General features: G+C 40.4%; 14 protein-coding genes and 1 riboswitch. Of the genes, 10 read left to right on the forward strand and 4 right to left on the reverse strand.

Going from position 1 to position 14,966, the window contains the following annotated elements:
- The first annotated feature begins 83 nt into the window (after positions 1 to 83).
- The 6 genes from RB151_RS12050 to mntP all read left to right on the forward strand — a co-directional run bounded on the left by RB151_RS12050 (position 84) and on the right by mntP (position 6,299).
- Positions 84 to 1,448: an L-serine ammonia-lyase gene (locus RB151_RS12050; protein ID WP_042843584.1), complete on the forward strand. Its 1,365-nt coding sequence runs from the start codon at positions 84 to 86 to the stop codon at positions 1,446 to 1,448.
- A 669-nt stretch (positions 1,449 to 2,117) separates the two neighbouring features.
- On the forward strand, positions 2,118 to 3,080 hold the full coding sequence (gene manX / locus RB151_RS12055; protein ID WP_215573047.1) for a PTS mannose transporter subunit IIAB: 963 nt from the start codon (positions 2,118 to 2,120) through the stop codon (positions 3,078 to 3,080).
- An 82-nt stretch (positions 3,081 to 3,162) separates the two neighbouring features.
- Positions 3,163 to 3,963 carry a PTS mannose/fructose/sorbose transporter subunit IIC gene (locus RB151_RS12060; protein WP_042843583.1) on the forward strand — a complete coding sequence of 267 codons (801 nt, stop codon included), beginning with the start codon at positions 3,163 to 3,165 and terminating at the stop codon, positions 3,961 to 3,963.
- A 13-nt stretch (positions 3,964 to 3,976) separates the two neighbouring features.
- Positions 3,977 to 4,828 carry a PTS mannose transporter subunit IID gene (locus tag RB151_RS12065; RefSeq protein WP_042843581.1) on the forward strand — a complete coding sequence of 284 codons (852 nt, stop codon included), beginning with the start codon at positions 3,977 to 3,979 and terminating at the stop codon, positions 4,826 to 4,828.
- 89 nt (positions 4,829 to 4,917) lie between these two features.
- The gene (locus RB151_RS12070; protein ID WP_042843580.1) at positions 4,918 to 5,376 is read left to right on the forward strand and encodes a DUF986 family protein; all 459 of its coding nucleotides are present in this window, start codon (positions 4,918 to 4,920) and stop codon (positions 5,374 to 5,376) included.
- 151 nt (positions 5,377 to 5,527) lie between these two features.
- A riboswitch (yybP-ykoY riboswitch) is annotated at positions 5,528 to 5,670 on the forward strand.
- A 47-nt stretch (positions 5,671 to 5,717) separates the two neighbouring features.
- The gene (gene mntP, locus RB151_RS12075) at positions 5,718 to 6,299 is read left to right on the forward strand and encodes a manganese efflux pump MntP (RefSeq protein ID WP_042843579.1); all 582 of its coding nucleotides are present in this window, start codon (positions 5,718 to 5,720) and stop codon (positions 6,297 to 6,299) included.
- 43 nt (positions 6,300 to 6,342) lie between these two features.
- Here the strand turns inward: mntP and rlmA are convergent, their stop codons facing one another.
- The 3 genes from rlmA to alr form a co-directional block, all read right to left on the reverse strand.
- Positions 6,343 to 7,167 (reverse strand): 23S rRNA (guanine(745)-N(1))-methyltransferase, encoded by an 825-nt coding sequence (gene rlmA / locus RB151_RS12080; RefSeq protein WP_042844319.1) that lies wholly within the window; start codon positions 7,165 to 7,167, stop codon positions 6,343 to 6,345.
- Between the two features lie 288 nt (positions 7,168 to 7,455).
- On the reverse strand, positions 7,456 to 8,193 hold the full coding sequence (locus RB151_RS12085; protein ID WP_042843578.1) for a phosphatase: 738 nt from the start codon (positions 8,191 to 8,193) through the stop codon (positions 7,456 to 7,458).
- Positions 8,194 to 8,417: 224 nt separating this feature from the next.
- Positions 8,418 to 9,650, reverse strand: coding sequence for an alanine racemase (gene alr / locus RB151_RS12090; RefSeq protein WP_042843577.1), 1,233 nt, complete (start codon positions 9,648 to 9,650; stop codon positions 8,418 to 8,420).
- Positions 9,651 to 10,057: 407 nt separating this feature from the next.
- Between alr and RB151_RS12095 the strand changes: the two genes are divergently transcribed.
- Genes RB151_RS12095 through RB151_RS12105 form a run of 3 tightly spaced genes read left to right on the forward strand, consistent with a single transcriptional unit; the run spans position 10,058 to position 11,976 of the window.
- Positions 10,058 to 10,807, forward strand: a complete 750-nt coding sequence (locus RB151_RS12095; RefSeq protein ID WP_042843576.1) for a GntR family transcriptional regulator — start codon at positions 10,058 to 10,060, stop codon at positions 10,805 to 10,807.
- Positions 10,808 to 10,810: 3 nt separating this feature from the next.
- On the forward strand, positions 10,811 to 11,662 hold the full coding sequence (locus RB151_RS12100; RefSeq protein WP_071548136.1) for a sulfite exporter TauE/SafE family protein: 852 nt from the start codon (positions 10,811 to 10,813) through the stop codon (positions 11,660 to 11,662).
- Positions 11,659 to 11,976: a DUF1634 domain-containing protein gene (locus RB151_RS12105; RefSeq protein ID WP_042843574.1), complete on the forward strand. Its 318-nt coding sequence runs from the start codon at positions 11,659 to 11,661 to the stop codon at positions 11,974 to 11,976. The genes RB151_RS12100 and RB151_RS12105 overlap by 4 nt, the downstream gene beginning before the upstream one ends.
- A gap of 55 nt (positions 11,977 to 12,031) precedes the next feature.
- Here the strand turns inward: RB151_RS12105 and RB151_RS12110 are convergent, their stop codons facing one another.
- Entirely contained in the window at positions 12,032 to 12,901 is an 870-nt protein-coding gene (locus RB151_RS12110) for an SDR family oxidoreductase (protein ID WP_071548137.1), read from the reverse strand.
- A gap of 573 nt (positions 12,902 to 13,474) precedes the next feature.
- On the opposite strand from RB151_RS12110, the gene RB151_RS12115 reads away from it, so the two are divergent.
- On the forward strand, positions 13,475 to 14,962 hold the full coding sequence (locus RB151_RS12115; protein ID WP_071548138.1) for a SulP family inorganic anion transporter: 1,488 nt from the start codon (positions 13,475 to 13,477) through the stop codon (positions 14,960 to 14,962).
- Positions 14,963 to 14,966: the final 4 nt, after the last annotated feature.

Raw genomic sequence — 14,966 nt, forward strand, 5'->3', positions numbered from 1 at the left:
TGGTTAACACTACTAAATAACAGTAAAGTAGCGCCTTTTAAAATAAAGCACTATATTTTCATCTTTTTTTTAAGGAGTCCTGCGTGATAAGCGTTTTCGACATGTTTAAAGTGGGCATTGGCCCTTCAAGCTCTCATACCGTCGGTCCGATGAAAGCTGGGAAAGAATTTGTCGATGATTTGGTAAGCAAAGGCATATTGCCTAACGTTACTCGTATTTCTGTGGATGTTTACGGGTCATTATCGCTTACTGGAAAAGGGCACCATACTGATATCGCCATTATTATGGGGCTAGCAGGTAATATGCCTGCCACCGTTGACATTGAATCTATTCCAACTTTTATCAAAAATGTGGAAGAGTCAGAGAAACTCCCGCTAGCTAATGGAACTCAGGTTGTTGACTTTCCAAATGAAGGCGGCATGAATTTTCGTCAAGATAACCTGCCTTTACATGAGAATGGCATGACAATTCATGCATTTAATGGTGATAAAGAAATTTATACCAAAACTTATTATTCTATCGGCGGTGGTTTTATCGTCGATGAAGAACATTTTGGTCAATCCATCCTTGATAGCAAACCTGTGTCGTATCCATACAATTCTGCTGACGAATTATTATTGAATTGCAAAAAATCAGGTCTTTCTATTTCTAGTTTAATGATGAAAAATGAGCTAGATCTCCATACTAAAGAAGAAATTGAAGAATACTTCGCTGATGTGTGGCACACGATGCAAGCTTGTATTGAGCGTGGCTTAAATACTGAAGGCGTCTTACCGGGTCCGCTACGCGTTCCTCGTCGAGCACCGGCACTAAATCGACTGGTCACATCATCAAGTAAACTTTCAAATGACCCGATGAATGTTATCGACCTTATCAATATGTATGCCTTAGCCGTTAATGAGGAAAATGCCGCAGGAGGCCGCGTTGTCACTGCCCCTACCAATGGAGCATGTGGTATCGTCCCCGCCGTATTAGCTTATTACAATCATTGTATTGAGCCAGTTACCCCTGAGCTGTATATGCGCTATTTCTTAGCTTCAGGCGCAATTGGCATTTTATATAAAATGAACGCATCAATTTCAGGAGCTGAAGTTGGCTGTCAAGGTGAGGTCGGTGTCGCATGTTCAATGGCTGCTGCAGGCCTTACCGAGCTATTTGGAGGCAGCCCAGAGCAAGTTTGTATCGCCGCTGAAATTGGCATGGAACACAACTTAGGACTAACCTGTGACCCTGTTGCTGGGCAAGTACAAGTGCCTTGCATTGAGCGTAATGCAATCGCATCAGTCAAAGCCATAAATGCAGCAAGAATGGCATTACGTAGAACCAGTGAACCTCGTGTTTCTCTCGATAAAGTGATTGAAACTATGTACGAAACAGGGAAGGACATGAATGCCAAATACCGTGAAACTTCCCGCGGTGGTTTAGCTATCAAGGTGCAATGTGATTAGTTTTAACCTACGGTAAACACGTTAACGCCCTCTTCATTCTATTATCAAGTCGATAGCATTGAGGGCGTTTTTATCTGCAATTAAGTGCTCATTCGGTTAGCACTGTCTTTTCCTACCACAACCTTCAAATTTAATTAATCATTTCCCCCACAAAAAACCTTGTTTTTTACTGTTTATTATATATTTCATCAACAGCATCAAAATGGAAGCTATGCTATTTTATGCTAAAAGTGCTTCTTTACATTATTTATCAACAATCAAACCCCCCCGCCAACCCGCCCATTTTTTAACCAAAAAATCAATGGCAGCCTATTTTTGCTTAATTTTTTGTTACCTGTAACACAATAACAATCCACTCAATTAAAAATTTATAAAAATAAAACCCAACAAAAAACAAATAAAAAGATAATAATCGCAAATTAATAAGTGATTTTAGGTATATTCTTATTTTTCTGACGCGAAACAAGTTTTTAGGTTAAAACAAAATGTTATGCTACATATGGACTCGATACTAACAAGATAAGTAGCTGGCTTATGGATACCATGAGTAATTTGTAATTATTCAGCTAATATTATGATACAGGGGAAATTGATAAAGAGGAGTCTAACTTTAGCATCCGTTTTATCTACAGATAATATTTCGTTTTATCTATCTATGAGGGAAAAATAGTGAGTATAGCTATTATGATTGGTACACACGGAGTCGCTGCAGAACAGCTTCTTCGAACAACCGAGATGTTAATAGGCGAACAAGACAATGTTTCGTTTATTGATTTTATCCCTGGGGAAAATGCAGACACCCTGTTTGATAAATACACTCAAAAACTAACTGATTTAGATACTTCAAAAGGCGTACTGTTTTTAGTTGATACATGGGGAGGTAGCCCATTTAATGCCGCAAGTCGTATCGTTAATCAACATGAAAACTATGACATCATCACTGGCGTAAATGTTCCAATGCTAGTTGAAACCTTTATGTGTCGTGATGATAACCCCACCTTGAGCGAACTGATCACTGTAGCATTAGAAACTGGTCGTGGTGGCGTTCGTTCATTTAAGTTCAAAGAAGTTGAAACAGCGCCCGCAGCAGCGGCACCAAGTACTCCTGCTCCAGCGCCAATCAAAGCTGGTCCGGGTGAACATATGGTAATAGCCCTTGCCCGTATTGATGACCGTCTAATTCATGGCCAAGTGGCAACTCGCTGGACCAAAGAAACGCAAGTTAAACGAATTATTGTTGTCAGTGATGAGGTAGCAAAAGACCAAGTCCGTTCAACATTACTCAAACAAGTCGCTCCACCTGGGGTAACCGCTCATGTTGTTGATGTCGCTAAATGCATTCGCGTTTATAACAACCCGAAATATGCAGGTGAGCGTGTTATGTTGCTGTTTACTAACCCAACAGACGTTAAACGTATTGTCGAAGAAGGTGTTGAAATCAAGTCCGTTAATATTGGTGGTATGGCTTACCATGATGGTAAAACCATGGTAACCAATGCGGTTTCAATCAACCAAGAAGACATCGATGCATTTAATTATTTGAATGACAAAAATATTGAGCTTGAAGTCAGAAAAGTTTCATCTGACAACAAAGTCCACATGATGGACTTAATTAGCAAGCTCAAAAAATAATGCTTAATACAATTTTTTATTTTAGTTCTTTATCCATTACTCAAACAGATTTTAAAACTTGTTGGTTACAGGAGATTAAACAATGGAACTTACCGTTGTTCAAATAGTACTGGTCTTCATCGTTGCATGTATCGCGGGGATGGGGTCAATCCTCGATGAATTCCAGTTTCACCGCCCTCTCGTTGCCTGTACGCTTATTGGTATCGTTTTGGGAGACATGAAAACAGGTATCATCATCGGTGGTACTTTGGAAATGATAGCTTTGGGGTGGATGAATATCGGTGCCGCGGTCGCACCTGATGCTGCACTCGCCTCAATTATTTCAACCATTTTGGTCATCGCCGGTGGGCAAAGCATTGGTGCTGGTATTGCATTAGCCATTCCTCTTGCCGCGGCTGGGCAAGTATTAACCATTATCGTACGTACCATTACTGTTGCGTTCCAACACGCAGCTGATAGGGCTACAACGACTGGTAACTTGACTTATCTAAGCGTAGTTCACGTTTCAGCACTGGTCTTGCAAGCTATGCGCGTTGCTATTCCTGCGCTTATTGTTGCTGTTTCTGTAGGGACATCCGAGGTTCAGCAACTGCTAAGTTCAATCCCTGAAGTTGTCACAAGTGGCTTAAATATCGCTGGGGGTATGATTGTTGTTGTTGGTTATGCAATGGTCATTAATATGATGCGTGCAGGCTATCTGATGCCGTTCTTCTACCTAGGCTTTGTCACTGCAGCCTTTACAGATTTCAACCTCGTTGCTCTGGGTGTCATTGGTGTTGTCATGGCCGTACTTTACATCCAACTCAGCCCTAAATACAACAAATCTCAAGTTGTTGTGAGCCAAGGGAATAGTAACAACAATCTTGATAATGAATTAGACTAGGAGGAACGCAATCATGGTTGACACAACTCAATCTACAGAGAAAAAACTGACTCAGAGCGATATTCGCGGTGTTTTTTTGCGTTCCAATTTATTCCAAGGCTCTTGGAACTTTGAACGTATGCAAGCTCTCGGCTTCTGCTATTCAATGATCCCTGTTATTCGCCGCCTTTATCCAGAAAATAATGACGACCGTAAACAAGCGATTAAACGCCATTTAGAATTTTTCAATACGCACCCATACGTTGCAGCGCCGGTCCTTGGCGTGACGATGGCAATGGAAGAACAACGCGCTAATGGTGCAGACATTGATGACGGGGCAATCAACGGTATCAAGGTCGGTCTCATGGGGCCTCTTGCTGGTGTCGGTGACCCAATTTTCTGGGGAACAGTACGCCCTGTCTTTGCGGCACTCGGTGCTGGGATCGCGATGACAGGTAGTTTACTCGGCCCATTACTCTTTTTCTTTTTATTCAACCTAGTACGGTTACTCACCTTATACTATGGAATTTCATATGGTTATAAGAAAGGGATCGATATTGTTCAAGATATGGGAGGCGGCTTCCTACAAAAATTAACAGAGGGAGCTTCAATACTTGGTTTGTTTGTTATGGGGGCCTTAGTAAACAAGTGGACACACGTCAATATTCCACTTGAGGTTTCGCGCATCAAAAACCAAACTACAGGTGTAGAAGATATTACGACTGTACAGATGATCCTAGACCAATTAATGCCTGGTTTAGTGCCATTGTTATTAACCTTCGGATGTATGTGGCTCTTACGCCATAAAGTTAATGCATTATGGATTATTATCGGTTTCTTCGGTCTTGGTATCTTAGGTGCTTGGCTGAAATTCTTAGCACCATAATTCTCTTGTAATTATTTGAATTGGGAGGTTGCAGCCTCCCTTTTTTAATTTTAAGCTCTGCACATGTTTACTTATCCAAGGGCGCTCCAATGACTTTCAATGATGCCATTCTCGCTATTATCATTTTGCTCATGCTTGTGTATGCAATTTATGACGAATTTATTCAGCATTTACTGAAAGGCAAAACGTTATTAAAGATCAACTTAAAACGAAAACATCGTATTGATGCCACCATTTTTATTGTATTAATATGTATTGTTATTTACACAAATATTGTTCGCCATGGTAATTTATTAACCACTTACTTATTATTGGTTACTATATTCATGTCTATTTACTTGGCATTTATAAGAACACCTAAGCTATTTTTTAAACAAACTGGGTTTTATTTTGCCAATACTTTTATTTTATACGAAAGAATAAAAACAATGAATTTATCTGAAGATGGCATATTAATAATAGGGTTAGAACAAAAGAAAATTTACATAAAAGTATCTCATCTTGATGATTTGCAAAGAATTTATGAGTTTTTAATTAATCATAAATAATCATTATATATATTCATAATAAAACTAAGGTTAATTAAATTTATAATTAACCTTTTTTTTCTTAATACCCTAGTTGATAATAATTCTCACTAACGTTTAATATCCACAATTAATTAATTGTTGCCTTTAAAATAAAATGTGGTATCTTTCTTTCAACGTCATTGGGGAGTAGCCTGTTCTGGTATTATATATATACCAGAAAGTCCGTATCAACATACTCGTTTGGTTTCAAACGTGGTGCGGACACCAGATTCGGTTGGCAAGACCATAGACACATAAATAAGCCTTTTGGTTGGGGGTAATTTATGTGTATATGGAAACACCCAACCGAGGTTCTTGTTATGAGCTTTTACGCTACCCTTATCTTAGCCCTTGCACTATCCATGGATGCCTTTGCTGTAGCCATTTGCAAAGGTGCTGTTTTGCATAAACCTCGCTTCAGAGAAATTCTCCGCACTGGATTTATTTTTGGCTTCATTGAAGCCATAACCCCAATTATAGGTTGGGGTATTGGGATACTTGCAAGTCAATATGTCATTCGTTGGGATCATTGGATTGCATTTGCTTTATTATTTGTTTTAGGTGCTCGTATGATTTGGCAGAGCATTAAAACAAAAGATGAAGAATGTTGTTCAAAGCCGTCAAGTCATAGCTCAACAAACCTAATATTATCAGCGATAGCCACTAGTCTTGATGCAATGGCAATCGGTCTTGGTTTAGCATTTTTACAAGTAGACATCGTTCATACTGCAATGACTATTGGCTTAATGACGATGATAATGGCGACTGTTGGGATGATGATCGGCCGTTATGTCGGCCCATTATTAGGGAAAAAAGCCGAAATTGTAGGTGGATTAGTATTAATTGGTATCGGGTTTAATATCTTATTCGAGCACCTTGAATTATTTATGTACGCTTCATAATTTTGTTGCCCCCTAATTATCTTAGGGGGCAATTTTAAGCGTTCTACTCACCCTGATATTGGTAAACCCGGATCAAGAAATCAGCAGTATAATTCTTCACATTAGATAATAATAAACCTTGCTTAACTTCTTCAGACGCACGCCAAGCAAATGGCGTCATTGCTAGCAATTCATAAGCTTCGCTGCCTGCCAGTGACATTTTATAATTTAACCGTGTTTCGTCTAATAGAACAAAATTAGGTAGATTTTCTTCTTTAACAGGATGCAATTTCACTTCATCATAAATCAATGCTTTTAATTCTTGCAGATGTTCTGCTGCTGGAGTGACGGTAATTAGAGTCCCCTTAGATATTAAGATACGGCTTAATTCTTCCCCTTTGCATGGTGCATAAATTCGGACAATACTACCGAAACTTGTATCCGCAAAAGGTAATCGGTGGCTAGTCCCCACACAAAAATGTACTGATTTATAACGCTTAGCCGCGTAACGGATTGCCGCTTTAGACACATCTAACCCAAAGACCGTGGCTTGCTCGTCTTGCTTTTTCAGTTCTTGTGCAAAATAATCAGTGTAATACCCTTCCCCACAACCAATATCTAGCAAACTCATATTTGATGACGGAATAAATTGGGCTATTTTTTCTGAAACTTTGTCACGCATCAGGTGATAATGCCCCGCATCAAGAAACTGCCTACGAGCCTGCATCATCTCTGCGCTATCACCGGGGTCTTTTGAACGTTTATGTTGCACAGGTAATAAATTAACATAACCTTCTTTTGCACAATCAAACTGGTGGTTAGCTTCACAACGAAAGCTATTTTGTACTTTTTGAAGGGGTTTAAAACAAAGGGGGCATTGATAGTTCATAAACATCACTGATTTAAAAATAATGAGCAGTATACCATATCAGCCATCATGCAGCGCCATAGAATTATTTCCCATGACACCGTGACGTTAACGATATTCCATTAAATTATTTTACAGACTTGCCCGCCTGCGCAGATTTTTCTTTGCTCTCTTTTTTCTCTGCTTTTAATTTATTATCATTAAACTGATATTATATTCTTCACCTAATGCAGAACTAAAAATAAAAGCCGGACTCATATCTGACTGAGCGGCTTTCATTCTTATTGCAGAATATCCTAAGCAATATACTTAGAAATCAGCAAATTCAGGGATTGGTTTACGCCCATGAGATTCAAGAAAATCAAGCACACGACGTGGTGTTACATTCAGGATCTGAGATTGTGGGAAATCAATAGAGTCCAGCATTTCAATGACACGGTCAAAACGACCTAAGTAACCTGAAAAGTGAGAGTCAGACCCCAGCGAAACCCAACCTCCACTGTCTTTAACCGCTTTTGCAATTTCTAAACAGTTCTTTTGACTACCCGCTCGGGAATGGAGAAATGATGAGTTATTCATTTCTAAAGCAACATTACTTTCTTTCGCCGCTTGGGCAACCGCTTTAATATCGATGGGGTACTTAGGGTTTCCAGGGTGCGTAATGATTTGCACTTTACCACTGCGGATCGTTGCAATCATGGCTTCTGTATTATCAGCTAAACTTTGGGGCTCTAATACCGGCTCATGAAAACCCGCTAATATAATATCCAGATGACGTGCTATTTTTTCATTACAGTCTGTCTCACCCAGCTTATTTTTTATATTAGCTTCAATACCATACAGTAAACCAACACCATCAACAATCCGAGGTAAGATAGGCATATTACCAAAATGCCATTCATGAGGGGCATCTTGCATTTCAGGTCCATGGTCTGTGATCGCAAATAGCTTTACACCACGGCTTGCCGCTTCCGTAAAATATTCACTCACCGTACTATATGCATGGGTGCTGGCAATGGTGTGCGCATGTAAATCAACTTGATACATAATATAATATCCTTCTAATTCTTCTATTTGCTTTATCACTTATAACGACTTATTCAAGCTAACATATCAAGGTTAAGGTTTCGATACTAATTAAGCTAAACAGCACTTTATAGACCTATACTTTATAAACTTATAACAATACATTGCACTTTATCTGGAATCGTATTTAATATGCAAAAACCCGCGATAATCGCGGGTTCAAGTTGAATATTTCGAGATTAAAACTAGTCGACTAAAACACGTTTATTTGTTGCGCCCCACAGGATCGACATCTCTGTAAAAAGTGCGCCACTGATATCTTCAACTTCTTCAGCCGTTATCTCGGCATTCCCTTGTTTACCAAAAAATACGACTTCATCACCTGGGCTGACTTGTTTTAAATCAGTAACATCCACCATAACGGTATTCATTGATGTTTTTCCTAACACAGGAACAGTTTGGCCATTGATCAATGCATGACCAGTATTACTAAATACTCGACGGTAGCCATCAGCATAACCAACAGGAATATTGGCCAAAACAGAATCTCGTTTCAAAGTATAAGTTCTGTCATAACCCACAGTATTTCCTTTAGGGTAATGATTCACCGCAGCAATATTTGATTTAAGCGTCATTACACGTTTATAGTCGTTCGTTGCAACGGTGTCACCATAAAAGATCCCTCCTACACGCACCATATCTAGCCACGACTCGGGGACAGTAATAGTTGCATAAGTATTCGCCACATGCAGCATCACATCTTCACGCTTTATTCCAGTTACCGCCAAGACTTGTTGTGATCCTTTCTTGAATTTTGCAAGATCTTTACGGATTTGAGCTTCATCTTCCTCTGGATAGTGAGACATAATTCCCACGATTTTTAATTGCGGTAATTCTGAAATCTGCTTCGCTTCATTCAAACCAGCGGCATGGCTTACTTCGAGTCCATTACGGGACATCCCTGCCGAATTTAGCGCTAAATGAATAGGAATGATTTTATTTTGTTGTTTTGCAATCGCATTCAAACGTTGCGCCATTGCTAAATTACCAATGAGTTCTTCCGTGTCATATTGTGTCGCTTGTGCCATTTCCTGCTCAGTCGCATTTCTCACTCGCATTAAACGGCCTTTAAAACCTAAGTCTCTCACTGTTTTTAATTCTTGGTTGTTTGTTACGCCAATACATTGAACATTGTTTTCAATCATAATGGGGGTAACTAATGAAAGGTCATGACCGTAAGCATCCCCTTTCAATACCGCGCAAAGAGAGGATTTATCGCCTAATAGAGCTTGAACTTTTTGCACATTAAATTCTAATGCGCCTCGTGAGATTTCAATCCATGAGTTATTAACCACTACGGATTGGGTTTGTACTACAGGTGTTGCTACATCATTAGCATTAGTATTAAACGGTTGTTGGCATGCTGTCGTAGCAACAAATAGCGGTAGTAATGCAAGATATTTTAAACGAAAAGCCACAAATTATTCCTTAACTATAGTGATATTCACCCCAATCCGTTGTTGTTCTCATTTTGGGGACGTTGACCTGCATAAATACATTTCACCGTGATAATATCAATTTGAATAATTTGAACAAGTAATAATTCACTTTTAATGCATAAAAAGTCACATTGTACGCATAAACATAATCAATGTTTCTTATCGCTCCTAATCCTCCCCAACCCATTACTTATATTTATTACACTGTTACCATCCATTTGGCTTATTTCTTGGTGGCTTGATAGCAGCTTATTTAGTGCTTACCACATGGTTATCTTGCATATCATATTCGCCCATTATTGGGGCTCTATAGGGCTATTTTTAATTACATTCGTCACCTCATAGACAACATTGACATAAGGACATCATGATGTCATGATGATGGTATGAATATTAATCCTGAACATTTACCGCTTTACGCAAAAATCGAATCAGCTCTCGCGGCTGATATTTCCAATGGTATATACCCCCCAGGCAGCCAATTGCCATCCGAAGATCGCCTAATAGAAAGGTTTAATGCAAGCCGCACAACAGTACGCAAGGCGATTGAGAACCTTGTATTGCGCGAACAAATTGAAATCCGGCGTGGTAAAGGGACCTTTGTGACCATGCCTAAAATCAACCAAGAACTCACTGAGTTGACTGGGTTTGTTGAGGATATGCAAGCCCTTGGTCGTATCCCAACGGCTCGCCTATTAGACAAGCAAATCGTATCTGCCGATACACATGTAGCTGAGCAACTTGGCATCTTACCTGGAAGTGCCGTAATGCGGCTCCAGCGTGTCCGCCTTGCCGATGGCATCGCCATGTCTTTCGATGAAACCTATCTCCCTCAAGAAATTGGAGAAAAAATTATCACACACGATTTAGATGCTGAACCCATCTTTTCTCTACTCGAAGATAAATACGCTATCCCATTAACTGAGGCAGAATATCGCCTTGCAGCTATTACAGCCCCTTCTAATGTCGCTCTTGCTCTCAATATTGATACAGGTAGTGCGATCTTTTTAATCGAACGAACATCCTATACCACAGGCCACCAGCCCATTGATTATGAAAAGCTCTACTATCGCGGTGATCTGATTAGCTTCGCCACGCGTTTAACACGTCGTCCACGCACCTCACCGAAAGCCTAAATAATGGACGCTCTATTACTGTTTATCGCGGCTTGTGCAGCAAGTGCGCTTGGTGGAATACTGGGGATGGCAAGTGGCATTTTTATTGTGCCAATTCTCACGCAAATTTTTGGTGTAGAAATCCACATCGCCATTGGAGCAAGCCTGGTCTCCGTCATAGCGTGTTCATGTGGTAGTGCAGGTCAGTTTCTCAAAAATCGCCTAACCAATACCCGTCTAGCCATTGTACTTGAAACAGCCACTACATTTGGTGCCTTGACAGGGGTGCTGTTAATTGGGCTCATCTCACCCCCTGTACTGTATGGCCTCTTTGCCTTGATCCTCACAATTTCAGCTAAACAGATGTTAACTCGCCGATATGAAGTCATTGCTGCTACTCCAATCAATCAAACTCGCTGGGCTACAACCTTACGCTTACATTCCAGTTTTCCAGAAAGCCAATCTAGGCAGGAAGTCCCCTATTACGTCAGTCGTGTTCCTCTTGGGATGATATTCATGTACGGGGCGGGGTTGATTTCGGCATTATTAGGAATTGGCTCTGGTGTACTCAAAATACCTGCCATGGATAGCGCCTTGCGCCTTCCCATTAAAGTTTCAAGCGCTACATCCAATTTCATGATTGGGGTGACAGCAGCAGCCAGTGCAGGGGCTTATTTTGTTCGAGGGGATATTGACATTAATGTTGCTGGCCCTATCGCCTTAGGTTCAGTTATTGGCTCAATTATCGGAGCACGCTTACTTATAGGGCTACCTGCCGATAAATTGCGTATCTTTTTTGTCATCATTCTGGCGTTTTTAGCATTTCAAATGCTTATGAGCGCTTTTGATATACACATTTTTGCTGGGACACTATGAAGTCTGAGAAAGGGTATTTAGAATTACGGGACCAAGTCATCGCTCTGTTACTTCGCTACGGAACATGGTTAGCGACAACCTTGATTGCCATTGGTGTAGCCTTAACCGCTTTAAAACCATTTTGGGGCACATCCCTACTTCCACTACATGGCTCTGACATTGTGAGTGCGGGCATTGCATTGTTTATTCTTTTGCCTGTATTACGCGTTATTTTAATGCTAGCCTTTTTTATACGTGACCGAGATTATGTTTATGTCGCGATTACGACTCTTGTACTCGTCTTTATCGCCGCAGGCGTTATTATTGAACTGTAATATTGATCCCTGCTTATTTCCCTATTGACCCAGCGAACTAGATATTTCAAGTCAGTTATCTACTTTTTTTCAGCATGTTAACTTCGTTACGATAAAAATCTTCGAGTCGATCACCTCCTACAGGTTCACCTAAGTGGCTTTCCCCCATAAATGTCAGAAAAAATTCAATTGGGCCATAAAACTTTTGCGGCGTGAAATGCCGAACTGCAAAAATACTTCCCCTACGAACCCAGTCAGGGAGATAGCTAATTTTGATATCTTGTCCTAAGGCTTGGGCTGCACAATTGGCAATATCATTTAGAGAAAGCACTTCAGGCCCTCCCACAGATAGTTCCTGCCTTGCTTGCCCCTGATTAAGGGCCTTAACGATAAATTCAGCCAAATCTTTACCCGAAATTGGGTTAATTTGCACATGACCATCACCGAACAAATAAACTCGCCCAGAAGCTGCCATCTTCAAAAAATCACCCATATCACTAAAGTAGCCGTTGGGACGAACGATAATAGAAGAAAGAGAAGATTGTTTGAGTTCATCCGCAAAACGTTCTTTTGCTTCAAATATCTTTAAGTGTCGGTTTTTATCGCCATCGATAGCTGAAACATAAACAAATTGCTTTACCTCATCAGCTATTGCTTCATCTAATAGGTTGATATTACCTTGATAATCAACATCCATATAGGTCAAACCATCTTTTTGTCGGGTTATTCCAACCGCACTAATAACGACGTCTATTCCCTCAGTAACACCATGCAGTGTGTTCGGTTCCGTCACTTCCCCAACATAGATATGATCGGCACTAGCCACCAACCCTTGTTGGTTTTGTCTCCTGACAAGCGCTCTGACCCAATAACCTTGTTTTTTTAATTCTGCAACGAGATATTGCCCCAAATAGCCTGTAGCACCTGCAACTAAAACTTTTTTCACATTTAAACCTTAGGGTAGCCACAAATTAAGTTAATTGAATACTGACATTATCGTCTTTCAAAATTAACCCTACTCTATGCTCTGTGATACCGTCAATAATACCGTCAAAATTATCTACTATTACTCGTAATTAAAAACGATAAAAATAAAGAAATCGTTATGGCTATCTGGAGCGCTTAGCGAACCGGTGGGATACTCCGTTGGCTTTCTCTTACTAAGCTCCCCAGAAACTCAACTGGTAGTGGCCTGATTATGTGTATAGGGCCCCCTTAAGTTGCCACTACAGATTATCTACGGTATCATGAATAGTTATTTTTATAATCTAAATTCTTTATAATCTGAACTCTTATAGAAAGGAACTCGTTTTGCATATTACGCCACCCTAGGCGCCTGACTCTCCTCTAAAGTCACATTTATCAACGTGACTCACTTTATGCCGTATCCACCAATGGCAGGTCTTTGGTCGAACAAATTCACCCCTAGTAAAAAATATGACAATCTGCGCATGAAGTTAATCGTTGTTGCGATTTAATTTTGTATGCCTGCATTGTCTCTCAGTTTATAAGGCTATCTATGCTCGAAAAAATGAAACTTGAATGGTTTTCCAACATCAAGGGAGACCTCTTAGCAGGTACTGTTGTTGCCTTAGCGCTAATACCTGAAGCGATTGCATTTTCCATCATCGCAGGTGTTGACCCCAAAGTGGGTCTTTACGCTTCATTTTGTATTGCAGTTGTTATAGCGTTTGTGGGTGGTCGCCCGGGTATGATCTCCGCTGCAACAGGCGCAATGGCATTACTCATGGTTACGTTGGTAAAAGAGCATGGTCTTGAGTATTTGCTTGCTGCAACATTGCTCACCGGTTTGATCCAAATAGTTGCTGGCTACCTTAAGTTAGGGAGCCTAATGCGTTTTGTATCTCGTTCTGTCGTAACAGGTTTTGTTAATGCGCTTGCTATTTTAATTTTTATGGCTCAATTGCCTGAGCTTACCAATGTCACTTGGCATGTGTATGCTATGACGGCGATAGGTTTAGCTATCATCTATTTATTTCCATATATCCCGATTATCGGCAAAGCTCTCCCTTCACCCTTAGTATGTATTGTTGTTCTCACCGCATTTGCGATGATCGTAGGTTTGGATATCCGAACCGTTGGTGACATGGGGGAATTACCGGACACGCTTCCTATTTTTCTATGGCCTGATGTGCCACTAAATTTCGACACGTTGATGATTATCCTTCCTTATTCCTTAGGTCTTGCCATTGTAGGTTTATTAGAGTCAATGATGACAGCCACGATTGTTGATGATTTGACGGATACTCAAAGTGACCGAAACCGTGAATGTAAAGGTCAAGGTATTGCCAACATTGGCTCTGGATTACTCGGTGGTATGGCTGGTTGTGCCATGATAGGGCAGTCTATTATCAACGTAAAATCTGGCGGTCGTGGGCGACTATCTACCTTTAGTGCGGGCCTATTTTTACTTATCCTTGTTGTATTCTTGGATAAATGGATAAAACAGATCCCGATGGCGGCTCTGGTGGCCGTTATGATCATGGTTTCAATCGGAACCTTCTCATGGTCATCAATTAAAGACTTAAAAAAGCATCCATTATCAACCAATATCGTCATGATCACGACCGTTATTGTTGTGGTGGCAACACATAACCTAGCGATTGGTGTCTTCGTTGGTGTTTTATTGGCAACGTTATTCTTTGCAAACAAAATTGGTCGCTTCATGGTAGTTAAAACAGCGCAAACTGATGATGCTTCACGTACTTATCGTGTGGTTGGTCAGATTTTCTTTGCCTCATCTGAACAGTTCATTGATTCCTTTGATTTTAAAAAAGCGGTTGATAAGGTAACCATTGACTTAACCCAAGCGCATTTTTGGGATATTACTGCCGTGTCGTCTTTAGACAAAGTCGTTATTAAGTTTAGGCGGGAAGGTGCGACAGTTGAAATTATTGGAATGAGTGAGGCGACAGAAACTATTGTTGATAAATTTGGCGTCCATAACGATCCAAAGGAAGTTGAAAAATTAATGGCAGGCCACTAAGGAG

It is taken from the genome of Providencia rettgeri (genome assembly GCF_001874625.1).
In the GTDB taxonomy this organism is placed as follows: Bacteria; Pseudomonadota; Gammaproteobacteria; order Enterobacterales; family Enterobacteriaceae; genus Providencia; species Providencia huashanensis.